Annotated in this window: 20 protein-coding genes; 12 read left to right on the forward strand and 8 right to left on the reverse strand. The window is 50.7% G+C overall.

The window, feature by feature from the left end; all coding sequences use genetic code 11:
* Window positions 1–55: 55 nt before the first annotated feature.
* The 3 genes from uspF to nifJ all read right to left on the reverse strand — a co-directional run bounded on the left by uspF (window position 56) and on the right by nifJ (window position 5,656).
* The gene (uspF, locus tag ACJHXB_RS15755; protein ID WP_001295593.1) at window positions 56–490 is read right to left on the reverse strand and encodes a universal stress protein UspF; all 435 of its coding nucleotides are present in this window, start codon (window positions 488–490) and stop codon (window positions 56–58) included.
* 140 nt (window positions 491–630) lie between these two features.
* Window positions 631–1,764, reverse strand: a complete 1,134-nt coding sequence (gene ompN / locus ACJHXB_RS15760; RefSeq protein ID WP_000837924.1) for a porin OmpN — start codon at window positions 1,762–1,764, stop codon at window positions 631–633.
* 367 nt (window positions 1,765–2,131) lie between these two features.
* Complete coding sequence (gene nifJ / locus ACJHXB_RS15765) at window positions 2,132–5,656, reverse strand: pyruvate:ferredoxin (flavodoxin) oxidoreductase (protein WP_000628208.1); 3,525 nt, start codon at window positions 5,654–5,656, stop codon at window positions 2,132–2,134.
* A 273-nt stretch (window positions 5,657–5,929) separates the two neighbouring features.
* Between nifJ and ACJHXB_RS15770 the strand changes: the two genes are divergently transcribed.
* Complete coding sequence (locus ACJHXB_RS15770) at window positions 5,930–6,196, forward strand: DUF333 domain-containing protein (RefSeq protein ID WP_001295715.1); 267 nt, start codon at window positions 5,930–5,932, stop codon at window positions 6,194–6,196.
* Here ACJHXB_RS15770 and hslJ read toward each other — a convergent pair.
* Window positions 6,193–6,615: a heat shock protein HslJ gene (gene hslJ, locus ACJHXB_RS15775; protein ID WP_001298828.1), complete on the reverse strand. Its 423-nt coding sequence runs from the start codon at window positions 6,613–6,615 to the stop codon at window positions 6,193–6,195. The two genes, ACJHXB_RS15770 and hslJ, sit on opposite strands and share 4 nt — an antisense overlap.
* Before the next feature lie 110 nt (window positions 6,616–6,725).
* Complete coding sequence (ldhA, locus tag ACJHXB_RS15780; RefSeq protein ID WP_000762229.1) at window positions 6,726–7,715, reverse strand: D-lactate dehydrogenase; 990 nt, start codon at window positions 7,713–7,715, stop codon at window positions 6,726–6,728.
* Window positions 7,716–7,922: 207 nt separating this feature from the next.
* On the opposite strand from ldhA, the gene ACJHXB_RS15785 reads away from it, so the two are divergent.
* Genes ACJHXB_RS15785 through ACJHXB_RS15795 form a run of 3 tightly spaced genes read left to right on the forward strand, consistent with a single transcriptional unit; the run spans window position 7,923 to window position 11,078 of the window.
* Entirely contained in the window at window positions 7,923–10,562 is a 2,640-nt protein-coding gene (locus ACJHXB_RS15785) for a YdbH family protein (RefSeq protein WP_000900937.1), read from the forward strand.
* Window positions 10,559–10,744: a YnbE family lipoprotein gene (locus ACJHXB_RS15790; RefSeq protein WP_000698145.1), complete on the forward strand. Its 186-nt coding sequence runs from the start codon at window positions 10,559–10,561 to the stop codon at window positions 10,742–10,744. The genes ACJHXB_RS15785 and ACJHXB_RS15790 overlap by 4 nt, the downstream gene beginning before the upstream one ends.
* A gap of 4 nt (window positions 10,745–10,748) precedes the next feature.
* Window positions 10,749–11,078, forward strand: coding sequence for a YdbL family protein (locus tag ACJHXB_RS15795; RefSeq protein ID WP_001325798.1), 330 nt, complete (start codon window positions 10,749–10,751; stop codon window positions 11,076–11,078).
* A 171-nt stretch (window positions 11,079–11,249) separates the two neighbouring features.
* On the opposite strand, the gene feaR is transcribed toward ACJHXB_RS15795, so the two are convergent.
* The gene (gene feaR / locus ACJHXB_RS15800) at window positions 11,250–12,155 is read right to left on the reverse strand and encodes a transcriptional regulator FeaR (protein ID WP_001067521.1); all 906 of its coding nucleotides are present in this window, start codon (window positions 12,153–12,155) and stop codon (window positions 11,250–11,252) included.
* A gap of 235 nt (window positions 12,156–12,390) precedes the next feature.
* Here feaR and feaB point away from each other — a divergent pair, with 235 nt between their 5' ends.
* A complete protein-coding gene (gene feaB / locus ACJHXB_RS15805; RefSeq protein WP_000138628.1) occupies window positions 12,391–13,890 on the forward strand; it encodes a phenylacetaldehyde dehydrogenase in 1,500 nt (499 codons plus the stop codon).
* A gap of 58 nt (window positions 13,891–13,948) precedes the next feature.
* On the opposite strand, the gene tynA is transcribed toward feaB, so the two are convergent.
* Window positions 13,949–16,222, reverse strand: coding sequence for a primary-amine oxidase (gene tynA, locus ACJHXB_RS15810; RefSeq protein ID WP_000535445.1), 2,274 nt, complete (start codon window positions 16,220–16,222; stop codon window positions 13,949–13,951).
* A 247-nt stretch (window positions 16,223–16,469) separates the two neighbouring features.
* Entirely contained in the window at window positions 16,470–18,515 is a 2,046-nt protein-coding gene (gene paaZ / locus ACJHXB_RS15815; RefSeq protein WP_001186499.1) for a phenylacetic acid degradation bifunctional protein PaaZ, read from the reverse strand.
* Between the two features lie 284 nt (window positions 18,516–18,799).
* Here paaZ and paaA point away from each other — a divergent pair, with 284 nt between their 5' ends.
* The 7 genes from paaA to paaG are packed head-to-tail and all read left to right on the forward strand — an operon-like array spanning window position 18,800 to window position 23,925.
* The gene (paaA, locus tag ACJHXB_RS15820; protein ID WP_000613886.1) at window positions 18,800–19,729 is read left to right on the forward strand and encodes a 1,2-phenylacetyl-CoA epoxidase subunit PaaA; all 930 of its coding nucleotides are present in this window, start codon (window positions 18,800–18,802) and stop codon (window positions 19,727–19,729) included.
* Between the two features lie 11 nt (window positions 19,730–19,740).
* Window positions 19,741–20,028: a 1,2-phenylacetyl-CoA epoxidase subunit PaaB gene (paaB, locus tag ACJHXB_RS15825; RefSeq protein WP_000528828.1), complete on the forward strand. Its 288-nt coding sequence runs from the start codon at window positions 19,741–19,743 to the stop codon at window positions 20,026–20,028.
* A gap of 8 nt (window positions 20,029–20,036) precedes the next feature.
* A complete protein-coding gene (gene paaC / locus ACJHXB_RS15830) occupies window positions 20,037–20,783 on the forward strand; it encodes a 1,2-phenylacetyl-CoA epoxidase subunit PaaC (protein ID WP_001072831.1) in 747 nt (248 codons plus the stop codon).
* A gap of 14 nt (window positions 20,784–20,797) precedes the next feature.
* Complete coding sequence (paaD, locus tag ACJHXB_RS15835) at window positions 20,798–21,295, forward strand: 1,2-phenylacetyl-CoA epoxidase subunit PaaD (RefSeq protein ID WP_001189203.1); 498 nt, start codon at window positions 20,798–20,800, stop codon at window positions 21,293–21,295.
* A 7-nt stretch (window positions 21,296–21,302) separates the two neighbouring features.
* Entirely contained in the window at window positions 21,303–22,373 is a 1,071-nt protein-coding gene (gene paaE / locus ACJHXB_RS15840; RefSeq protein ID WP_000206378.1) for a 1,2-phenylacetyl-CoA epoxidase subunit PaaE, read from the forward strand.
* Window positions 22,370–23,137, forward strand: coding sequence for a 2,3-dehydroadipyl-CoA hydratase PaaF (gene paaF, locus ACJHXB_RS15845; protein ID WP_001292344.1), 768 nt, complete (start codon window positions 22,370–22,372; stop codon window positions 23,135–23,137). Before paaE ends, paaF begins: the two co-directional genes overlap by 4 nt.
* Window positions 23,137–23,925, forward strand: coding sequence for a 2-(1,2-epoxy-1,2-dihydrophenyl)acetyl-CoA isomerase PaaG (paaG, locus tag ACJHXB_RS15850; RefSeq protein WP_000969786.1), 789 nt, complete (start codon window positions 23,137–23,139; stop codon window positions 23,923–23,925). The genes paaF and paaG overlap by 1 nt, the downstream gene beginning before the upstream one ends.

Genomic DNA, 23,925 nt, shown 5'->3' on the forward strand with positions numbered 1-23,925 from the left:
TCAGCACATTTGCGAAATGAATCAAAAAGCCCGCAGCAATGTGCGGGCGTTAGTGTCAGCGCACAACCAGCACGGAGCACTCTGCATGACGCACTACAGCTGCGGCGTTGGAACCGAGCAGATAAGTGGTGATATCCGGTCGATGGGAAGCAATGATGATCATATGAGCGGGGATCTTCTTCGCCAATTCCAGAATGCGGTCTTTGGGCGAGCCTTCCTCAACATGGACATGCACTCTGTCGGTTGGCAGTTTAAATTTTTTAATGATCTCTTCCAGTTGCGATTTGGCTTCCGCTTTCAGGTCATCCATTGCCGGTAATTCTGCGGAATACGCTAAACCCAGAGAGGCATAGTAGGGCAGTGAAGGTATTACCGTCAGGAAATGAACCTCTGCATCATCAATCTTTGCCTCTGCCTCAACGTGGCTAATCACGCGTTGAGTTAATTCTGAATCGGAAATATCGATAGGGACAAGAATCGTTCTGTTCATAAAACCTCCTGTTTTAGTATCCGCATAAAGTGTAACGCCAGATGACACTTTTTGTGTAATGACGAAGTTCACATTTTTAATTTAGATCAAAGGAGGAAGAATAAGCAGAAAAAGCCCGCCATAACAGCGGGCAGGAGGATTTAGAACTGATAAACCAGACCTAAAGCGACAATATCATCGGTAGAGATGCCGTTGGCAGCGTAGAAGCTGTCATCTTCATCCAACAGGTTGATTTTATAGTCAACGTAGGTGGACATATTTTTGTTGAAATAGTAAGTCGCGCCAACATCGGCGTATTTAACCAGATCTTTATCATCAACACCTGCCGGGTTGTCTGCACCACCGGCAGCGTGCAGGTCACGGCCTTTAGACATCAGGAAAGAGACTGCCGGACGCAGACCAAAATCAAACTGGTACTGTGCAGTAACTTCAAAGTTCTGGGTTTTGTTAGCAACAGCATAATCGCTGTCGCCAAACGGGGTCATATTACGCGTTTCTGAATACATGGTTGCCAGGTAAATATTGTTAGCATCGTATTTTAGCCCAGCAGTCCACGCGTCTGCTTTATCACCACCCGCCGCAGTATGGTTAACCTGGTCATTGGTGCGGTCAGAAGAGGTGTATGCCGCACCAGCGCTAAAGCCCATGCCTAAATCATATGTTGTGGAAAGACCCCAGCCGTCACCGTTTTCATGGCGAACATCACGTCCGTTGTTGGTGCCTTCCTGACCATTACTGGCACCTTCGTTGTTACCTTGATACTGCACCGCGAAGTTCAGACCATTTACCAGACCGAAGAAATCAGTATTACGATAAGTCGCGACGCCATTGGCACGACCAGTCATAAAGTTGTCTGCATTGGTATAAGAGTCACCGCCAAATTCAGGCAGCATATCGGTCCAGCCTTCGATGTCGTACATTACGCCATAATTACGTCCGTAATCGAAAGAACCGTAATCTGCAAATTTCAGTCCGGCAAATGCCAGACGGGTCCATGACTGGTTTTTTGAAGATTCAGTGTTGTTTGCCTGAATATTGTATTCCCATTGACCGTAGCCAGTAAGTTGATCGTTAATTTGGGTTTCGCCTTTAAAACCCAGACGCGCATAGCTCTGGTCGCCATCTTTCGCTGAATTATCAGAAAAATAATGCAGGCCATCAACTTTGCCATACAGATCTAATTTGTTGCCGTCTTTATTATAAACTTCGGCTGCATGTGCAGCACCTGCGGCGAGCAGGGCAGGAATTAAAAGTGCCAGTACTTTGCTTTTCATTGAATAAATCCTTTAGTTATTTTATTTGCCTTATATCCCCATTTCGGGGAGTGAAAACATCCTAAAGGAGAAGTTCAGTTAGCCGATAAATATCATTTGTTACGCCTTAAGTAAAACCTTAATCAAATAATTCCTCTGAAATGATAATAAGTCTGGTGAATGTATTGAAGATAATACATACAAAATAAAAATTATACTTTTAATTTGCTATACGTTATTCTGCGCGGGTTATATGCCTTTATTGTCACAGATTTTATTTTCTGTTGGGCCATTGCATTGCCACTGATTTTCCAACATATAAAAAGACAAGCCCGAACAGTCGTCCGGGCTTTTTTTTTTAGAATTGGATAATCCTTATCCAGAGCATTTAATCGGTGTTGCTTTTTTCCGCTTTTCCGGCCATTTGTGCCAGGAAGTCATAGCGTTTTTGCAAATCAGCTGCGGCATCTTTCCATAACTGTTCTGCCACTTCTGGCTGCTGCGAATTCAGACGACGGAAACGCTGCTCGTGAAGTAACGTTTCTTCCAGTGCTTCTGACGGCGGGCGTGAATCCAGCGCCAGCGGCAGTTTGCCTTCATCGGCACGACGCGGATCAAAGCGATATAGCGGCCAGAAGCCGGTAGCAGTGAGTTGGCGCATCTGGTCGTGACTGAGTGCCAGATCGTAACCATGCTCTTCACAGGGGCTATAAGCGATGATCAGCGATGGCCCCGGATACGCTTCCGCTTCCTGAATCGCTTTCACGGTCTGGTTGAGCTGCGCGCCGAGAGAAATCTGCGCCACATAAACATGACCGTACATCATCATACTGACGCCAAGATCTTTACGCGCTTTACGTTTGCCGTGCTCGCCGAACTTAGTTACTGCACCCAGCGGTGTCGCTTTCGACGCCTGACCACCGGTATTGGAATAGCATTGCGTATCCAGCACCAGAATGTTGACGTTTTCGGTCAAACTCAATACATGATCCAGACCGCCAAAGCCGATATCGTAAGCCCAGCCGTCGCCACCAATCAGCCAGATTGATTTTTCTACCAGTGCATCTGCGTCACGTAGCAGTTCATGTGCTTCGGCAACATCTTTGAGTTGCTGGCGTAAAGCTGCAACCTGTTCACGACGAACCTCTGGCTTGGCGTCTGATTTCAACGCAGTTAGTAATTCCGCCGGGATTTTATCGGCAAATTGATCCAGCAGACGCAGCACCCGGACACGGTGTTGATCGACCGTCAGGCGGAAACCAAGGCCAAATTCGGCGTTATCTTCAAACAGCGAGTTCGCCCATGCCGGTCCACGACCGTTGGCATCGGTAGTATACGGTGTAGAGGGCAGGTTACCGCCATAAATTGAAGAACAGCCGGTGGCGTTAGCGATCAACATCCGGTCGCCATAGAGCTGAGTCAGCAATTTAATATACGGCGTCTCGCCACAACCGGAGCAAGCACCTGAATATTCAAACAGCGGTGTAATCAGCTGCGATGTACGAATATCAATACGTTCCAGTTTGCTACGGTCGATTTCTGGGAGGTTGAGGAAGAAATCGTAATTGATTTTCTCTTCTTCGACATGTTCCAGGCGCGACATCATATTGATAGCTTTAATCTCTGGATTCTGACGGTCTTTCGCCGGGCAAACTTCGACGCACAGGTTACAGCCGGTGCAATCTTCCGGTGCCACCTGCAAGACATATTTCTGCCCGCGCATATCACGCGATTTCACATCCAGCGAATGCAGGCTGGCAGGGGCGTTTTCCATCGCTTCAGGCGGTACCACTTTTGCGCGAATAGCTGAGTGTGGGCAAGCAGCGACGCAGTGGTTACATTGGGTACAGAGTTCCTCTTTCCAGATGGGGATCTCTTCGGCGATATTGCGTTTTTCCCAGCGCGTGGTGCCCATCGGCCAGGTGCCGTCTGGCGGCAGCGCCGAAACGGGGAGGGCATCACCAAGCCCGGCGAGCATCGCCGCGGTTACGGTTTTCACGAAATCAGGAGCGGCATCGGAAACCACTGGCGGTCGATTGGCGCTGTGCGGATTAACCGGCTGCAGCGGAACTTCTTCAACGGATTCACGCGCCAGCGCCAGAGCCTGCCAGTTGCGTTCCACCAGATCCTGGCCTTTGCTACTGTAACTTTTGGCAATCGCACCCTGCAATTCTGCGAGGGCGCTATCGCCAGGCAGAATTTGCGTCAGATGGAAAAAAGCCATCTGCATGACGGTATTAATACGGGCCGCCAGGCCACATTCGCGGGCGATTTTCGCCGCGTTAATCACATAGAAGCGCGCTTTTTTCTGGTTTAACACGGCCTGAACTTCCTGCGGCAAGCGCGACCATACTTCATCTGCGCTGTACGGCGTGTTGAGCAGGAAAATGCCGCCAGGTTTTAAACGTTCAGCCATCTGATATTTATCGATAAACTGCAACTGGTGGCAGCCAACAAAATCAGCCTGGGAAATGAGATAAGCGGAACGAATCGGCTGCTCGCTCACGCGAAGGTGAGAAACCGTCAGGCCGCCCGCCTTTTTGGAGTCGTAAACAAAATAGCCCTGTGCGTACCACGGCGTGGAATTACCGATAATCTTGATATTGTTTTTGGTCGCGGAAACGCTGCCATCACTACCAAGGCCATAAAACAAGGCTTCAAGTTTCGCCGAGTTTGGCAGGGTGTTTTCCGGCAACGGCAGTGACAGATTGGTCACATCATCGTAAATACCAACCGTAAAGCGCGCTTTCGGTTTAGCCGCGTTGAGCTCGGCAAATACCGCCAGTACACAGTCCGGGCCAAATTCTTTGGATGAAAGACCATAGCGCCCACCAATGACACGGGGCAGGGTTTCGCGCTCGCCATTATTAAAGGCTTCTGCCAGTGCGGTCATCACATCCAGATAGAGCGGTTCTGCCTGGGCACCGGGTTCTTTGGTTCTGTCCAGTACCGCCACGCTGCGTACGGATCCCGGCAGAGCTTGTAGCAAGTGTTTGGCGGAGAAGGGACGGTACAGGCGAACTTTCAGCACGCCGACTTTTTCGCCACGGGTTAGCAATTCATCAACCACTTCTTCACAGGTGCCAATGGCAGAGCCCATCAGGATAATCACCCGTTCCGCTTGCGGATGCCCGTAATACTCAAACGGCTGATACTGACGACCTGTCGCGGCAGCGAAATCATTCATCGCCTGTTCAACATGGTCGTAAACTGCGTTGTACCACGGGTTGGTGGCTTCACGTGACTGGAAGTAGGTGTCCGGGTTAGCCGAGGTACCGCGAATCACCGGATGCTCCGGATTCAGCGCGCGGGCGCGGTGGGCATCAATTTCTGCCTGCGGTATCAGTTCAAGAATCGTGTCATCGGCCAGCGGGACAATTTTATTGATTTCGTGGGACGTGCGGAAACCATCAAAGAAATGAATAAATGGCACGCGGCTCTTCAGCGTCGCGATGTGCGAAATAAGAGCAAAGTCTTGCGCTTCCTGGACGTTTGCCGCACACAACATCGCGCAACCCGTCTGGCGCACCGCCATAACGTCGGAATGATCGCCAAAAATAGAGAGTGCATGTGTGGCAACGGTACGTGCCGCTACATGCAGGACAAATGGCGTCAGTTCGCCTGCCAGTTTGTACAGCGTCGGGATCATCAGCAGCAAACCCTGCGATGACGTAAACGATGTTGAAAGGGCACCCGTCTGCAAAGCGCCATGCACGGTAGCGATAGCCCCCGCTTCCGACTGCATTTCAACCACGCGTGGTGTGTCTCCCCAGACATTTTTCAAGCCGTTTCCGGCCCATGCATCAGCCTGTTCTGCCATCGTGGAACTGGGGGTAATAGGGTAGATGGCGATAACTTCACTGGTGCGAAACGCCACCGAAGCAACCGCGCCATTACCGTCAATAGTAATCATATGACACCCTTACATTGCGCAAATGAGGGGCGCACGAAATTGCTGCGCGCCCAGTAGTTATCTTTCAATTTTAGCAAATGGCTTTCTTCTGCATTTTCGCTTTTGTGTCCCCCACATCAGCGTAATGAATGTTTTGATCAAACAGAGGGCAAAAAAATAGCCATAAAAAAGTAAAAATGCGGGGCAACGCGCAGGACAGCTCTCGACGTCGCCCTCTGTGCTGCCTATTATTTATGGCGGTGTCGTTTGGCTTGAAGATCAGAGGAAGAAAAGATGCGAGCAGCGTTTTGGGTAGGGTGTGCCGCTTTATTGTTGTCGGCGTGTAGTAGTGAACCTGTTCAGCAGGCGACTGCGGCGCACGTAGCGCCAGGTTTAAAAGCGTCGATGTCCAGTAGTGGAGAAGCAAATTGTGCAATGATCGGCGGTTCGCTTTCTGTTGCCCGTCAACTGGATGGTACGGCGATTGGGATGTGTGCATTACCCAACGGCAAACGCTGTAGCGAACAGTCACTTGCCGCCGGGAGCTGTGGCAGCTATTAATTCATTAAATCCGCCAGCTTATAAGTTAATGTCTGTTTCGCGGTCGCCAGCGTTAACTGGTTCGCGGTCAGATCCACTTGTGCACCTTCTTTCAGCATTTCGCTAATGGTGTTATCGAGTTCATTAAGCTGCGGGTTAGCGCACATCATACGGGTCATTGCCAGCCCTTTGGCTGTCAGTTCACCATTAGACAGTTTGCCTTCACCGCTAAAGCGGTTACACATGCTGCCGGAAATCATCATCTTTTCACCAAAGCTGATTTCTGGCGGATTTTTATCGCTGGTCACGGGCTTACCGTTTACGCTTTCCAGCACAAAGCGATGATGCTGTAGCTGTTCTGGGGTTACAGCAATTTTGTCATTACTTACACATCCCGCCATCAGCAGGCTTAGCGCAACAAACGCGGCTACTTTCTTCATTGTGGTTCTCAATTACAGTTTCTGACTCAGGACTATTTTAAGAATAGAGAATGAAAGGTCATTGGGGATTATCTGAATCAGCTCCCCTGGATTGCAGGGGAGCGGCAAGATTAAACCAGTTCGTTCGGGCAGGTTTCACCTTTTTCCAGATTGCTTAAGTTTTGCAGCGTAGTCTGAGAAATACTGGTCAGAGCTTCTGCTGTCAGGAATGCCTGGTGCCCGGTAAACAGCACGTTGTGGCAGGCTGACAGGCGACGGAATACGTCATCCTGGATCACGTCGTTGGATTTATCTTCAAAGAATAGATCGCGTTCGTTCTCATACACGTCCATACCCAACGAACCAATTTTCTGATTTTTCAGCGCTTCAATTGCCGCCTGAGAATCAATCAATGCACCGCGACTGGTATTGACGATCATCACGCCATTTTTCATCTGATCGAAGGCGGCTTCGTTCAACAGATGGTAGTTTTCCGGTGTCAGCGGGCAGTGCAGAGAGATAACGTCTGATTCAGAGAACAGGGTTGGCAGATCGACATACTCCACACCGAGTTCCAGTGCCGCCGCACTTGGATACGGATCGAACGCCAGCAGACGCATACCAAAACCTTTCAGAATGCGCAGCATCGCCACACCGATTTTACCGGTACCGATAACGCCTGCCGTTTTGCCATACATAGTAAAGCCGGTCAGACCTTCCAGAGAGAAGTTGGCGTCACGAGTACGCTGATACGCGCGATGAATACGGCGGTTCAGCGTCATCATCATACCGATGGCGTGTTCAGCAACGGCTTCTGGATCATAGGCTGGAACACGGACTACTTTCAGCCCCAGTTCTTTTGCCGCGTCAAGGTCGACGTTATTGAAACCGGCACAGCGCAGGGCGATATATTTAACGCCGTGCTTTTTCAGCTCTTCCAGCACCGGGCGGCTGCCGTCATCGTTTACGAAAATACATACCGCTTCGCAGCCATTGGCAGTTTTAGCGGTTTTTTCCGTCAGCAGAAAGTCAAAAAATTCCAGCTCAAAGCCAAAGGACTCGTTCACCTGTTGCAGGTACTTCTTGTCGTACTGTTTTGTGCTATAAACGGCGAGTTTCATAAGACTTTCTCCAGTGATGTTGAATCACATTTAAGCTACTAAAAATATTTTACAAAATTTCAAATATAATTGAAAGCCATGGCGATATTGAAAAATTCATCAACAACTATGCTTAGTGTAGGCGCAACCTTCAACTGAACGGTTAAACATGCCACAATACCCGTATTGAATGCTTAATTTTTCGCTAAATCAGGATATTAACTACCCATGCTGGGTAAATATAAAGCCGTTCTCGCGCTGTTATTACTGATTATTCTTGTGCCGTTGACGCTGCTGATGACGCTCGGCTTGTGGGTTCCCACGCTGGCGGGCATCTGGCTACCGCTCGGGACACGTATTGCATTAGATGAAAGCCCACGCATTACGCGTAAAGGTTTAATCATTCCCGATCTCCGTTATCTGGTGGGAGATTGTCAGCTTGCGCATATCACCAACGCCAGCCTTTCACATCCGAGCCGCTGGTTATTGAACGTCGGCACGGTAGAACTTGATTCTGCTTGTCTGGCGAAATTGCCGCAGACGGAGCAATCGCCTGCCGCTCCAAAAACCCTCGCGCAGTGGCAGGCCATGTTGCCTAACACCTGGATCAATATCGATAAACTGATTTTTTCTCCCTGGCAGGAGTGGCAGGGAAAACTCTCTCTCGCGTTAACCTCTGATATCCAGCAACTGCGTTATCAGGGCGAAAAAGTTAAATTTCAAGGCCAGCTTAAAGGGCAACAACTTACAGTCAGCGAACTGGATGTCGCCGCGTTTGAAAATCAGCCGCCGGTAAAACTGGTGGGGGAATTTACTATGCCGCTAGTGCCGGATGGACTTCCTGTAAGTGGCCATGCTACTGCGACGTTAAACTTGCCGCAGGAACCGTCACTGGTGGATGCCGAGCTGGACTGGCAGGAAAATAGCGGGCAATTGATTGTGCTGGCACGGGATAACGGCGATCCGTTGCTCGATTTGCCGTGGCAAATTACTCGTCAACAATTGACCGTAAGCGATGGTCGCTGGAGCTGGCCGTATGCAGGTTTTCCTTTGAGTGGCCGACTGGGTGTCAAAGTCGACAACTGGCAGGCAGGGCTCGAGAACGCTCTGGTCAGCGGACGACTGAGTGTGCTGACCCAGGGGCAAGCGGGTAAGGGCAACGCGGTGCTTAATTTTGGCCCAGGAAAATTAAGCATGGATAACAGCCAGCTGCCTTTGCAGCTGACCGGTGAAGCGAAACAGGCGGATCTCATTTTATATGCCCGCTTACCTGCGCAGCTAAGCGGAAGTCTGACTGACCCAACGCTGGCCTTTGAGCCAGGCGCGTTATTACGTTCGAAGGGAAGAGTCATCGATTCGCTGGACATCGATGAAATCCGCTGGCCTTTAGCGGGTGTAAAAGTCACCCAACGTGGTGTTGACGGACGTTTGCAGGCCATTTTGCAGGCGCATGAAAATGAACTGGGCGATTTCGTGCTGCATATGGATGGGCTGGCGAATGATTTTCTCCCTGACGCTGGCCGCTGGCAGTGGCGCTACTGGGGAAAAGGCAGTTTTACACCGATGAATGCCACCTGGGATGTCGCAGGAAAGGGTGAGTGGCATGACAGCACGATTACGCTGACCGATCTCTCCACCGGTTTCGACCAGTTACAATACGGTACGATGACGGTAGAAACGCCGCGACTAATTCTCGACAAGCCCGTCGTCTGGGTACGTGACGCACAGCATCCCTCCTTTAGCGGCGCGCTGTCACTGGACGCCGGGCAAACACTGTTCACTGGCGGCAGTGTGTTACCGCCATCAACCTTAAAATTTAGCGTCGATGGGCGCGATCCGACGTATTTCCTCTTTAAAGGCGATTTACATGCTGGTGAGATTGGCCCGGTTCGGGTAAATGGTCGCTGGGACGGTATTCGTCTGCGCGGTAACGCCTGGTGGCCTAAACAATCACTGACCGTATTCCAGCCGCTGGTGCCACCCGACTGGAAGATGAACTTACGCGATGGCGAACTATATGCCCAGGTCGCATTTTCTGCTGCGCCTGAACAAGGATTCCGCGCGGGAGGGCACGGTGTGTTGAAAGGCGGTAGTGCCTGGATGCCAGATAATCAGGTTAACGGTGTCGATTTTGTCCTGCCTTTCCGTTTTGCCGATGGAGCCTGGCATCTGGGGACTCGCGGCCCCGTTACGTTGCGAATTGCCGAAGTGATTAATCTGGTGACAGCGAAAAATATTACGGCTGATTTGCAAGGGCGCTATCCGTGGACAGAAGAAGAACCATTGCTGTTGACTGATGTTAGCGTCGATGTGTTAGGCGGTAATGTGCTGATGAAACAATTACGTATGCCGCAACATGATCCGGCGCTGTTGCGGCTGAATAATCTCTCATCCAGCGAACTGGTTAGCGCCGTCAATCCGAAACAATTCGCCATGTCCGGGGCATTTAGTGGTGCATTGCCGTTATGGCTAAACAACGAAAAATGGATAGTGAAAGATGGTTGGCTGGCAAATAGCGGGCCAATGACCTTGCGGCTGGATAAAGACACCGCAGATGCGGTGGTGAAAGACAATATGACTGCGGGTTCAGCAATTAACTGGTTGCGCTATATGGAAATTAGCCGTTCATCGACAAATATTAATTTAGATAATCTCGGTTTATTAACCATGCAGGCCAACATTACAGGTACCAGTCGCGTTGATGGTAAAAGCGGTACGGTAAACCTTAATTACCATCATGAAGAGAATATTTTTACGCTGTGGCGCAGTTTACGCTTTGGCGATAATCTCCAGGCATGGTTGGAGCAGAACGCGCGTCTGCCGGGAAATGACTGTCCGCAAGGAAAAGAGTGTGAGGAAAAACAATGAAAATTTTACTGGCTGCGTTGACGTCATCTTTTATGCTGGTTGGCTGTACGCCTCGCATTGAAGTCGCTGCACCTAAGGAACCGATCACTATCAATATGAACGTTAAAATTGAGCATGAGATCATCATCAAGGCAGACAAAGATGTCGAAGAGCTGCTTGAAACTCGTAGCGATCTTTTCTGAGGCGATGATGAAGAAAACATTACTTCTTTGTGCGTTTCTTGTTGGGCTGGTAAGCAGCAATGTAATGGCATTGACTCTGGATGAAGCCAGAACTCAGGGGCGGGTAGGTGAAACATTTTATGGTTATCTGGTTGCGCTGAAAACGGATGCTGAAACAGAGAAATTAGTAACCGACATTAATGCTGAACGTAAAGCGAGTTACCAACAACTGGCAAAGCAAAATAATGTGTCGGTAGATGATATCGCGAAACTCGCCGGGCAAAAGCTCGTAGCTCGGGCCAAACCGGGGGAATATGTACAAGGGATAAACGGTAAATGGGTGCGAAAATTTTAATAGCAAAACCGCACTATCGGGATAACGCTACAGGAGAAAACGATTGATCTATTTTCCTGAAACAAGGTGAATATTCAAAAGCTCCTGTCAAATTGCCTTTCGCCCTGAAATATGCGTAGTCAAATATCTGTTTTAACTAATTGGCGTTGCAGTACACACAACGCCAATTAGTTAGCGGAATTTACGTCGATACTCGCCTGGCGTCATCCCAAAGCGTTGCTTAAATACCGTTGAAAAATGACTCTGGTCAGAAAATCCCCAATGAAAGCCGATGCCTGCCAGTTTTTCATCATCTGCGGCATGGCGAATCGCATCTGCACAAAAATCGAGACGACGGTTACGAATATATTGCGCGACTACCAAACCTTTATCGGCAAACATTCGGTACAAACTACGTACTGACATACCTGTCTCTCCGGCTATCCACTCCGGGCGTAATATCTCTTCGCGAATATTATCGTCTATCAACGTAACCACTTTTTGAAACTGACGTTCACGGCGAGGTTGGACAGATTCCCGCTGATGAAGGACTGGGCGAAGCAGACACACCATCGCCTGTAGCGCAGCTTCACTTTCTGTTTCAGAAAGTGCCGGATTATTCATGCTCTCCTGTAACAGGCGATGACTGAGTTGCACCATGGGTAAGTCAGCGTCCAGTCTTTCTGCGCAGACAGGTTTTTGATGGGGAAAATATTGTTCCAGCAGAGTGCGTGGTAAAAGTAATGAAATCTGTTTAGAAGACTCCTGCCAGTAAAGCGAACAGGGGCGTGAGGCATCGAGTAACGTAATATCTCCAGCGCCAATCTGCACCTGACGCTCATCCTGCTCCATTATTGCCTGACCACTAAGCTGAAAAACGGTGTAAAACCAGGCATCGTCGCTGCCTTTTACTTCCTGCCAGGTGCGGGATAAATTCACCCCGCTGGTTGTCACGGTACTCAGCTTTAGTACTTTGGCAAAATGCGTGTCCAGTACACCCGTGTAACGCTCAGTCAGCAGGCGTCCGGTAAAATTTCCGCATACCTGATTGATTTGGGAAAGCCATTGCTGAAACTCATTATCCACTGCGGGGTTCATGGCACGTTTTCGCTCTGTGAAATGTATTTTTATTGTTGCATTTGTGTTGCAATAAACGAAGCTAATGAGCCTGACTATAGGAAATAAGTCTTGTCAGGCATAGAGACATAAGCGGTTATTGTCACGATTTGCGGAGCTTGTCACAGCTGACAAAGCGAATGTCACAGCGAAAAAAGTGACTTTTCTTGTCGCTGCGTACACTGAAATCACACTGGGTAAATAATAAGGAAAAGTGATGACAGAGCCGCATGTAGCAGTATTAAGCCAGGTCCAACAGTTTCTCGATCGTCAACACGGTCTTTATATTGATGGTCGTCCTGGCCCCGCACAAAGTGAAAAACGGTTGGCGATCTTTGATCCGGCCACCGGGCAAGAAATTGCGTCTACTGCTGATGCCAACGAAGCGGATGTAGATAACGCAGTCATGTCTGCCTGGCGGGCCTTTGTCTCGCGTCGCTGGGCCGGGCGATTACCCGCAGAGCGTGAACGTATTCTGCTACGTTTTGCTGATCTGGTGGAGCAGCACAGTGAGGAGCTGGCGCAACTGGAAACCCTGGAGCAAGGCAAGTCAATTGCCATTTCCCGTGCTTTTGAAGTTGGCTGTACGCTGAACTGGATGCGTTATACCGCCGGGTTAACGACCAAAATTGCGGGTAAGACGCTGGACTTGTCGATTCCCTTACCCCAGGGGGCGCGTTATCAGGCCTGGACACGTAAAGAGCCGGTTGGTGTAGTGGCGGGAATTGTGCCGTGGAACTTCCCATTGATGATTGGTATGTGGAAGGTGATGCCAGCACTGGCAGCAGGCTGTTCAATTGTGATTAAGCCATCGGAAACCACGCCACTGACTATGTTGCGCGTGGCGGAACTGGCCAGCGAGGCAGGTATTCCTGATGGCGTTTTTAATGTGGTCACCGGGTCAGGTGCTGTATGCGGCGCGGCCCTGACGTCACATCCTCATGTTGCGAAAATCAGTTTTACCGGTTCAACCGCGACGGGCAAAGGTATTGCCAGAACTGCTGCTGATCGCTTGACGCGTGTAACGCTGGAACTGGGCGGTAAAAACCCGGCAATTGTATTAAAAGATGCTGATCCGCAATGGGTTATTGAAGGCTTGATGACCGGAAGTTTCCTGAATCAGGGGCAAGTATGCGCCGCCAGTTCGCGAATTTATATTGAAGCGCCGTTGTTTGACACGCTGGTTAGTGGATTTGAGCAGGCGGTAAAATCGTTGCAAGTGGGACCGGGGATGTCACCTGTTGCACAGATTAACCCTTTGGTTTCTCGTACGCATTGCGACAAAGTGCGTTCATTCCTTGACGATGCGCAGGCACAGCAAGCAGAGCTGATTCGCGGGGCGAGTGGACCTGCCGGAGAGGGATATTATGTTGCGCCAACGCTGGTGGTAAATCCCGATGCTAAATTGCGCTTAACTCGTGAAGAGGTGTTTGGTCCGGTGGTTAACCTGGTGCGTGTAGCGGATGGAGAAGAGGCGTTACAACTGGCAAACGACACGGAATATGGCTTAACTGCCAGCGTCTGGACGCAAAATCTCTCCCAGGCTCTGGAATATAGCGATCGCTTACAGGCAGGTACGGTGTGGGTAAACAGTCATACCTTAATTGACGCTAACTTACCGTTTGGTGGGATGAAGCAGTCAGGAACAGGCCGTGATTTTGGCCCGGACTGGCTGGACGGTTGGTGTGAAACTAAGTCGGTGTGTGTACGGTATTAATCTGGTTCGCTCATAAGTAAAAAACGGCACCTGGTGCCGTTTTTTTAGTCTGAAACAATCACTTATCTTTCTTTATCGCCCCTAGCGTTGGCGTTTCGTCAAAGAAGTTCCATGGTTTAAGCAGAGTATGTACCCATTCGGTCGGCATAATCGGCCACTCTTCGGCACGGGCCACATGTGTGGTGCCGGTGGTCATCCAGACAACGGCGTCGGTGTTGTCCAGCGACTCGTTATCTTTACTGTATTGTCCAAGACCGGTGTCATGAGTAGAACGGTTCGGATATTTGCCTTCCGGGAAACGCTCGCCAGGATGATAACGCGTTACCCAGAGCTGCTTGTCCATAAAGCTTAAACGATGATAGATCCACTCGTCCGGCGCGAACTGGGCACCTTTTGCTACCGGGTGAGTACCACCTGCATAAGGAATAATTTGATAGGAAACCGGATTGCCCATGCGGTTCTCTTTGTTCAGGTTACTCAACAGACGAATCGTGCCCGGATCAAACTTCTGCGCGGCATCCTGTTCATTGCTGATGTTGTACTGATTAACTTGCATGGTACTGGTGCGTGGGCCACCGGCAGTATTCGGTTTTACCACCGGGTCCATCGCCACCAGGCTGTTATTCTCGCCATCTACATCCAGATCGAGGCGGAAATTATAAATATGTTGGTGTGTAGTACCCACGATATTGTGATCGATAAGCGTGCCGTAGCGCGTGTCATCTTTCGCCGTCTCATCGTGCATGGTTTTCGCTTTAACACCTTTCACCGCTTCGATGCCCGTAGCACCGGCATCAATGCCAATAGTGCCGTTTTCATGGAAGATCCAGTCAAAAATGTAGTCATAGTTACCCACTGTACTGATCCAGCGCACCACCAACTCCCGGCGTTCGGTACTGACGTTGGGCTGGCCCATTTCCTGATGCTTATACTCAGGCCCGGCATAACGTTCAAATACCGCGATAGCGCGAGGGATCTCCATCGGCACGCCAGTGTAGTCGGCAATGGTTTCATTAAGGAGCACTGCGTTAGACGGGGCATCTTTACCACGAGCAATTGGTGAGGTTAGCGTGCCCATACCATAGTCACCAGAGTCCAGATACGCTTTAAAGTACCAGCCAATATCAGGATCACCGTAAGGCACAATCATGCCGCCGAGAGAACCTTCGTACATGACTTTGCGTTTGGTGCCATTGTCGTTATAAGTCACGGTGGAGATCATCGGCCCGACGCGAGAGTTCATGCTGAGGTGAAAATCCCAGTTACGCCAGTGAATCATATCGCCAGTAATGGTGTAATTTTTACCTTCAGGCTCAATGATTTGCATAGGCTTAACTGCCGGAGCAACGCGGTCACGGCCATCAAATGGGCGTGCGGTCATTGGCACCGGAACTACCGGACCTTCTTCAATCTTAACGATTTTTTTCTGTTCTAAATCAACGACCGCCACCAGGTTTTCGATGGGATGTGCCCAGTAGTTGCCATCACCGACATCAAGATAGCTGATGACTTTGAGCAACCGGGCATCTTGTTTCAGGCCATCTTTACCATCGAAATAACCTACGGTCAGCGGCGTGGTAATCACTTTTTTCGCATCAGTAATACCGCGCTTCTTCACGGCAGCGGCAAATTCTTCACTGTTGTTAATAATGTTCTGCACACTGGCGAAATCATCCAGCAACACCATACCGTGGGCGTCTTTAATGGGTTGCCAGGAGAGCAGTTTGTTGTTTTGCAGATCCACCACCGCTTCGATGATATGTTTGCCGTCGAGCATAATGACGTCGGCTTTGCGCGGCTGGTCAACCGGTTTGTTTTCCAGCGCAAACGCCCAGACAGCTTCTTTATCTGGCGGTAGCAGGGAGATCTCAGTAAAACGGGTATTGGGTTTAAAGTCCGCGGAAGCTTTAACAATTTCAACGGCCTGTTTAATTTCGTTCGCAGTTAGCGCATTAAGTGGGTGAGGGCGCTTCTCTACCTGAAAGGTTTGATCCAGCCCGGACTGGAAAACATCGTTAATAAAGGTGTCAGAAACCCAGGCTTTATTATCTTTCATCACTACCGGAACTTGCAGTGCCAGAGGCTGACCATTAACAATTGCTGTTTGTGCGCCAGGTTTCACTTTCACGTACGCGCCATCTTTAATCAGGGTAAAGATCTGGGCGTAGTCGTCCCACTGCACATCGGCACCAAATTCTTTAAGCGTTTCATCCATTGGCACCATATGCGCTTCGCCACCGTGGGCAAATACCGGCGCTTGCCAGGCGAAACTTAAGGCGACTGCCAACGCCACGGCTGTTTTACGGGCAGAATACAGAGAGGGGCTTCCCATTATTAACCTCGTCAGATGTTGTGTTCTTGTTAGCAACCGCGCTCTGCGGGCGGTTTAGTCAGGTTCACATTATCAGCACTGATGTAAAGGGGATTGCCTGCACCTGCCAGGTTGTTTGGCAGGTGTGCCAGCTTTTCATACAGTGGGTGGCCTGAAAATAGATGTACACATCATGCATAATGTGACAACGTCACAAAATTTAGTGAAATAAAAGGGCAACTATTCGCCGTTGCCCTTCATTGACCGATTAATCGACAAAATCACCGTGCTGCCGGGCCACCAGCGTCAGAATTGAATACAGCGCCACCGGGGTTTGATGCTGATTGAATACCTCTACCGCCCATTCCACCACACCTGTTGGTTTTTCTTCTGTGCTACGCTGTTTTTTCAGCGTCTTGCGCTTACAGGTGAGACGTACCTGGATGGTATCGCCTGGCTTTACGGGCTCGATAAAACGCAAGTTTTCCAGCCCGTAGTTAGCAATGACCGGACCAACTCCGGCATCGACAAACAGACCCGCAGCCGCAGAAAGCACAAAATATCCATGTACCACGCGCTCACCAAAAATAGATTCGGCAGCGGCAATTTTATCCATATGTGCATAGAAATGATCACCGCTGAGGCAAGCAAAGTTAACAATATCGGCCTCTGTCATTGTGCGGCGGGGAGTCAGCAGGCTGTCGCCTGGTTGCAGCTCCTCAAAATATTTGCGAAACGGATGAATACGATCTTCTTCGACTTTCGCACCACGCACCCACTGTTTACTGATAGCGGCAAGCATCGTCGGACTACCCTGAACAGCGGTTCGCTGCATGTAATGTTTCACCGCTCGTAAACCACCTAATTCTTCACCGCCTCCTGCGCGACCAGGCCCACCATGTACCAGTTGTGGCAATGGGGAGCCATGCCCGGTGGATTCTTTTGCCGATTCTTCATTGAGGATCTGAATTCGCCCATGCGTACGTGCCGCGTCGGCAATAAACTGACGCGCAATTTGCGGATCAGCCGTCACCAGCGTTCCCGCAAGGCTACCGCCGCCTGCACAAGCCAGTTGCAGAGCATGTTGCTGGTTTTGTGCTGGCATCAGTGTTGCGACAGGGCCAAAGGCTTCTGTTGCATGTACCGCCGGTGTTTCATCCGGCTGCGGACAGTACAATAAGGTTGGCGGGAAGAAGGCACCCGCAGCAGATAAATCCGCCTGACCACCGAGGCGAATCTCGCATCCTGCAGCCAGCAATGTGTTCACTTTTTCCTGCACATCGGCACGCTGCTCAGCATTTACCAGTGCGCCCATTTTCACGCCTTCCTGCGCAGGATCACCGACCACGACTTTCTGTAATCGCGCAACCAGAGCATCACTGACAGCATTAACCAATGCCTGCGGCACAATAATCCGCCGGATTGCCGTACATTTTTGCCCAGCTTTTGTGGTCATCTCACGCACAACTTCACGAATAAACAGCGCAAACTCCGGTTGATCCGGGGTGACATCTTCGCCCAGTACGCAGCAGTTCAGGGAATCAGCTTCCATGGTGAAGGGGATAGATTTGGCAACGATATTTGGCTGAACTCGCAGCATCTGTCCGGTCGTCGCGGACCCCGTGAAAGTCACCACATCCTGGCTGTCCAGATGATCCAAAAGGTCGCCCGCACTACCGCAGATCAGACTAATTGCGCCTTCGGGAACAAGACCACTATCGACAATTGATTTCACCATCGCCTGAGTCAGTTGGGCCGTCGCGGTAGCTGGTTTGATGATGGCTGGCATTCCGCCCAGCCACGTTGGTGCCAGCTTTTCCAGCATTCCCCAGCAGGGGAAGTTAAAGGCGTTAATATGCACTGCCACGCCTGACTTTGAGGTCAGTACATGGCGCGCGGCAAATCCACCTTCTTTCGATAAGGTGATCAATTCATCTTCCGGCCACAGCGTATCGTCAGGCAGCTCCCGGCTACCGAGGCTGGCGTATGTAAATAACGTCCCAATGCCACCTTCAATATCAACCCAACTGTCTGCCCGCGTTGCGCCTGTTTGTGCAGAAAGAGCATAGAAACGCTCTTTTTCACTCAGCAGATGTTTAGCGACCGCTTTAAGCATCGCCGCACGTTCGATAAAGGTCATCGCGCGGAGGGCGGGGGCACCTTTTTCAATGGCAAACTGGCGGGCAGCCGCCATATCAAGACCTTCACTGGTCACTTCCCATAACGCCTCGCCGCTAATAGCGTGGTGAATCAAACGGCTACGGCCCCGGCCAGACTGCCAGGTACCGGATAAGAAACTGGCTAACTGCTGCATCGCTACTCTCCAGATGTTTCACATTTCTGTTTCTAATAGTTAAATCACGAATCATAAAAAGCAAGACGTATTTTAACGAAATGTTAACTGTGCGATCTGTATATCAACCACTAAAAACATTAATGCATTGATAAATAATGAGTTATAAAAATAGGGTGCGAAATCCGTCACAGTTCAAACATACAAAATTTGTGATTTTAGTTAACCATTGTGTAACTTTCATAAAACAACGTGATTCGTGTTTTTAATTAATTCACGAAAATTGGAATCGTAAAGGTGATGACGTGATCCAAGAAGAACGCTTTGAGCAACGGATAGCCCAGGAAATGGCTATCGAGCCGCAGGACTGGATGCCCGATGCTTACCGAAAGACATTGATCCGCCAGATTGGGCAGCATGCGCACTCCGAGATTGTTGGTATGTTGCCTGAAGGTAACTGGATCACTCGCGCACCAACCTTGCGGCGTAAAGCCATTCTGTTGGCCAAAGTGCAGGATGAAGCAGGTCATGGTCTGTATCTCTATAGCGCCGCCGAAACACTGGGCTGCGCCAGAGAAGACATCTACCAAAAAATGCTCGACGGACGGATGAAATATTCCTCCATCTTTAATTATCCGACATTGAGTTGGGCTGATATCGGTGTTATCGGCTGGCTGGTGGATGGCGCAGCGATCGTCAATCAGGTGGCGTTATGCCGCACTTCTTATGGCCCGTATGCCAGAGCAATGGTGAAAATCTGCAAAGAAGAGAGTTTTCACCAGCGTCAGGGGTTTGAAGCCTGCATGGCACTGGCGCAGGGCAGCGAAGCTCAAAAGCAGATGTTGCAAGACGCCATTAACCGTTTCTGGTGGCCAGCCTTAATGATGTTCGGGCCAAACGATGATAACTCGCCAAACAGCGCCAGAAGTCTCGCCTGGAAAATCAAACGTTTCACCAACGACGAACTCCGCCAGCGTTTCGTGGATAACACCGTTCCACAGGTTGAAATGCTCGGTATGACCGTTCCTGACCCGGATCTGCATTTTGATACTGAAAGCGGTCACTACCGCTTTGGTGAGATCGACTGGCAGGAGTTTAACGAAGTGATAAACGGTCGCGGAATTTGTAATCAGGAGCGGCTCGACGCCAAACGTAAAGCCTGGGAAGAAGGTACCTGGGTACGGGAAGCTGCGCTGGCCCATGCACAAAAACAACATGCCTGTAAGGTCGCATAAGGAGTTTCAAAATGGGTAATGTTTACTGGCCGTTATACGAAGTTTTCGTGCGTGGCAAACAGGGCTTATCACACCGCCATGTTGGCAGTTTACATGCTGCCGATGAGCGGATGGCACTGGAAAATGCCCGTGATGCTTATACCCGTCGTAGCGAAGGATGTTCAATTTGGGTGGTGAAGGCGAGTGAAATTGTTGCCTCGCAACCGGAAGAACGCGGTGAATTTTTTGATCCGGCTGAAAGCAAGGTCTATCGCCATCCAACGTTTTACACCATCCCTGATGGCATTGAGCACATGTGAGGTCGGAAATGAATCAGTTAACGGCTTACACCTTGCGCCTGGGCGATAACTGCCTGGTGCTCTCCCAGCGGTTGGGTGAATGGTGCGGTCACGCACCGGAACTGGAAATCGATCTCGCACTGGCAAACATTGGCCTCGATTTATTAGGTCAGGCACGCAACTTCTTATCGTATGCCGCTGAATTAGCGGGAGAAGGCGATGAAGATACCCTGGCCTTCACCCGAGACGAGCGCCAGTTCAGCAACTTATTGTTGGTTGAACAACCAAACGGCAATTTTGCCGACACCATTGCACGCCAGTATTTCATCGATGCATGGCATGTGGCGCTCTTTACCCGTCTGATGGAAAGCCGTGATCCGCAACTGGCGGCGATTTCTGCCAAAGCAATCAAAGAAGCGCGTTATCACCTGCGTTTTAGTCGTGGTTGGCTGGAGCGACTGGGCAATGGTACTGACGTATCAGGGCAAAAAATGCAGCAGGCCATCGACAAGTTGTGGCGTTTTACCGCCGAACTGTTCGATGCCGACGAGATTGATATTGCACTGAGTGAAGAGGGTATTGCGGTTGATCCACGCACTTTACGTGCAGCGTGGGAAGCCGAAGTTTTTGCCGGGATCAACGAAGCCACATTGAACGTACCGCAAGAGCAGGCGTATCGCACTGGCGGTAAAAAAGGACTGCATACCGAACACCTTGGACCCATGCTGGCAGAAATGCAGTATCTCCAGCGTGTCTTGCCCGGTCAGCAGTGGTAACAGAGGAGATGGGTATGCAACGTCTGGCCACCATTGCACCGCCGCAGGTGCATGAGATATGGGCGCTACTCAGCCAGATCCCGGACCCGGAGATCCCGGTGCTGACCATTACCGATTTAGGCATGGTGCGTAATGTGACACAGATGGGAGAAGGATGGGTGATCGGCTTTACGCCGACATATTCCGGTTGTCCGGCAACGGAACATTTGATTGGCGCGATACGTGAGGCAATGACAACCAACGGGTTTACCCCCGTTCAGGTTGTGCTGCAACTCGACCCGGCGTGGACCACCGACTGGATGACCCCCGATGCCCGTGAGCGTCTGCGACAGTATGGCATTAGCCCGCCCGCCGGACACAGTTGCCATGCCCATTTGCCGCCAGAAGTACGTTGCCCGCGTTGCGCCAGCGTCCATACCACACTTATCAGTGAATTTGGTTCCACGGCCTGCAAAGCATTGTATCGCTGCGATAGCTGTCGCGAACCTTTCGATTATTTCAAATGTATTTGAGGATGCCATGACAACGTTTCATTCCTTAACGGTGGCAAAAGTGGAGCCAGAAACCCGTGATGCGGTGACCATTACCTTTGCGGTACCCCAGCCTTTGCAGGAGGCGTATCGCTTTCGTCCCGGTCAACATTTGACCTTAAAAGCCAGCCTTAATGGTGAAGAATTACGCCGTTGTTACTCCATTTGCCGTAGCTACCTGCCTGGCGAAATTAGTGTGGCGGTGAAAGCCATTGAAGGCGGATGTTTCTCCCGCTATGCCCGCGAACACATCCGCCAGGGGATGACGCTGGAAGTCATGGTGCCGCAGGGGCATTTCGGCTATCAGCCACAGGCCGAACGCCAGGGCCGCTATCTGGCAATTGCAGCAGGATCAGGTATTACGCCAATGCTGGCGATTATCGCCACCACTTTACAAACCGAGTCTGAAAGTCAGTTCACCCTGATCTACGGTAACCGTACCAGCCAGAGCATGATGTTTCGCCAGGCACTGGCAGACCTGAAAGACAAATATCCTCAGCGTTTACAGTTGTTGTGCATTTTCAGTCAGGAAACTCTCGACAGCGATCTGCTTCACGGACGTATTGACGGTGAAAAATTACAGTCACTTGGGGCCTCGCTCATTAATTTTCGTCTTTATGATGAGGCGTTTATTTGTGGTCCGGCGGCGATGATGGATGACGCGGAAACCGCCTTAAAAGCACTGGGAATGCCAGAAAAAGCGATTCATCTGGAGCGGTTTAATACGCCTGGCACGCGCGTCAAACGTAGCGTTAACGTGCAAAGTGACGGACAAAAAGTGACTGTACGTCAGGATGGGCGGGATCGGGAAATCGTGCTTAATGCCGACGATGAAAGCATTCTCGATGCGGCATTGCGCCAGGGGGCTGATCTGCCCTATGCCTGCAAAGGCGGCGTCTGTGCGACCTGCAAATGCAAAGTGCTGCGTGGCAAAGTGGCGATGGAAACCAATTACAGTCTGGAACCGGATGAACTGGCCGCAGGCTATGTGTTGAGTTGCCAGGCACTGCCGCTGACCAGCGATGTGGTGGTTGACTTTGACGCGAAGGGGATGGCATGAGCGAACTGATCGTCAGCCGTCAGCAACAAGTATTGTTACTGACCCTTAACCGTCCCGCCGCACGTAATGCACTGAATAATGCTCTGCTGACGCAACTGGTAAATGAACTGGAAGCTGCGGCTACCGATAGCAGTATTTCGGTCTGTGTGATTACCGGTAATGCACGCTTTTTTGCCGCCGGGGCCGATCTCAACGAAATGGCGGAAAAAGATCTTGCGGCCACCTTAAACGATACACGTCCCCAGCTATGGGCGCGATTGCAGGCCTTTAACAAACCACTCATCGCAGCCGTCAATGGTTACGCGCTTGGTGCGGGTTGCGAACTGGCATTGTTGTGCGATGTGGTGGTTGCCGGAGAGAGCGCGCGTTTTGGGTTGCCGGAAATCACTCTCGGCATCATGCCGGGCGCAGGCGGAACGCAACGTTTAATCCGTAGTGTCGGTAAATCGTTAGCCAGCAAAATGGTGCTGAGCGGAGAAAGCATCACCGCCCAGCAAGCACTGCAGGCCGGGCTGGTTAGCGACGTCTTCCCCAGCGATTTAACCCTCGAATACGCCTTACAGCTGGCGTCGAAAATGGCACGTCACTCGCCGCTGGCCTTACAAGCGGCAAAGCAAGCGCTGCGCCAGTCGCAGGAAGTGGCTTTGCAAGCCGGACTTGCCCAGGAGCGACAGTTATTCACCTTGCTGGCGGCAACAGAAGATCGTCATGAAGGCATCTCCGCTTTCTTACAAAAACGCACGCCCGACTTTAAAGGACGCTAATGATGGAATTCATCCTCAGTCATGTAGAAAAGGGCGTGATGACACTAACGCTCAACCGCCCGGAACGCCTGAACAGTTTTAATGATGAGATGCACGCACAACTCGCAGAGAGCCTGAAACAGGCCGAGCGCGACGACACTATCCGTTGCCTGTTAATTACAGGTGCCGGGCGCGGATTTTGTGCTGGTCAGGATCTTAACGATCGTAATGTTGATCCCACAGGCCCCGCACCGGATTTAGGTATGTCAGTGGAGCGTTTCTATAACCCACTGGTACGTCGCCTTGCAAAACTGCCAAAACCGGTGATCTGTGCAGTCAATGGCGTGGCGGCAGGAGCTGGCGCAACACTGGCACTGGGATGCGACATCGTTATTGCTGCCCGTTCAGCAAAATTCGTCATGGCGTTTAGTAAATTAGGTTTAGTACCCGACTGCGGTGGTACCTGGTTACTGCCACGCGTTGCCGGACGAGCGCGCGCCCTAGGGCTGGCACTGCTGGGGAATCAACTGAGTGCTGAACAGGCGCACGAATGGGGGATGATCTGGCAGGTTGTTGATGATGAAACGCTGGCAGATACCGCGCAACAGCTGGCACGGCATCTGGCGACACAACCGACATTTGGTCTTGGACTTATCAAGCAAGCGATAAATAGCGCTGAAACCAATACGCTCGATACGCAACTGGATCTGGAACGTGACTATCAGCGACTTGCCGGACGGAGCGCAGATTATCGTGAAGGTGTCAGTGCGTTCCTGGCTAAACGCTCACCGCAGTTCACGGGGAAATAG

Source organism: Escherichia sp. WS3227_2, assembly GCF_046486495.1.
Taxonomy (GTDB): domain Bacteria; phylum Pseudomonadota; class Gammaproteobacteria; order Enterobacterales; family Enterobacteriaceae; genus Escherichia; species Escherichia coli.

Excerpts from the sequence above, each read along its gene's own strand:
- uspF (WP_001295593.1), bottom strand. The coding sequence starts at position 490 with ATGAACAGAACGATTCTTGTCCCTATCGATATTTCCGATTCAGAATTA.
- ompN (WP_000837924.1), bottom strand. The coding sequence starts at position 1,764 with ATGAAAAGCAAAGTACTGGCACTTTTAATTCCTGCCCTGCTCGCCGCA.
- nifJ (WP_000628208.1), bottom strand. The coding sequence starts at position 5,656 with ATGATTACTATTGACGGTAATGGCGCGGTTGCTTCGGTGGCGTTTCGC.
- ACJHXB_RS15770 (WP_001295715.1), top strand. The coding sequence starts at position 5,930 with ATGCGAGCAGCGTTTTGGGTAGGGTGTGCCGCTTTATTGTTGTCGGCG.
- hslJ (WP_001298828.1), bottom strand. The coding sequence starts at position 6,615 with ATGAAGAAAGTAGCCGCGTTTGTTGCGCTAAGCCTGCTGATGGCGGGA.
- ldhA (WP_000762229.1), bottom strand. The coding sequence starts at position 7,715 with ATGAAACTCGCCGTTTATAGCACAAAACAGTACGACAAGAAGTACCTG.
- ACJHXB_RS15785 (WP_000900937.1), top strand. The coding sequence starts at position 7,923 with ATGCTGGGTAAATATAAAGCCGTTCTCGCGCTGTTATTACTGATTATT.
- ACJHXB_RS15790 (WP_000698145.1), top strand. The coding sequence starts at position 10,559 with ATGAAAATTTTACTGGCTGCGTTGACGTCATCTTTTATGCTGGTTGGC.
- ACJHXB_RS15795 (WP_001325798.1), top strand. The coding sequence starts at position 10,749 with ATGATGAAGAAAACATTACTTCTTTGTGCGTTTCTTGTTGGGCTGGTA.
- feaR (WP_001067521.1), bottom strand. The coding sequence starts at position 12,155 with ATGAACCCCGCAGTGGATAATGAGTTTCAGCAATGGCTTTCCCAAATC.
- feaB (WP_000138628.1), top strand. The coding sequence starts at position 12,391 with ATGACAGAGCCGCATGTAGCAGTATTAAGCCAGGTCCAACAGTTTCTC.
- tynA (WP_000535445.1), bottom strand. The coding sequence starts at position 16,222 with ATGGGAAGCCCCTCTCTGTATTCTGCCCGTAAAACAGCCGTGGCGTTG.
- paaZ (WP_001186499.1), bottom strand. The coding sequence starts at position 18,515 with ATGCAGCAGTTAGCCAGTTTCTTATCCGGTACCTGGCAGTCTGGCCGG.
- paaB (WP_000528828.1), top strand. The coding sequence starts at position 19,741 with ATGGGTAATGTTTACTGGCCGTTATACGAAGTTTTCGTGCGTGGCAAA.
- paaC (WP_001072831.1), top strand. The coding sequence starts at position 20,037 with ATGAATCAGTTAACGGCTTACACCTTGCGCCTGGGCGATAACTGCCTG.
- paaD (WP_001189203.1), top strand. The coding sequence starts at position 20,798 with ATGCAACGTCTGGCCACCATTGCACCGCCGCAGGTGCATGAGATATGG.
- paaE (WP_000206378.1), top strand. The coding sequence starts at position 21,303 with ATGACAACGTTTCATTCCTTAACGGTGGCAAAAGTGGAGCCAGAAACC.
- paaF (WP_001292344.1), top strand. The coding sequence starts at position 22,370 with ATGAGCGAACTGATCGTCAGCCGTCAGCAACAAGTATTGTTACTGACC.
- paaG (WP_000969786.1), top strand. The coding sequence starts at position 23,137 with ATGATGGAATTCATCCTCAGTCATGTAGAAAAGGGCGTGATGACACTA.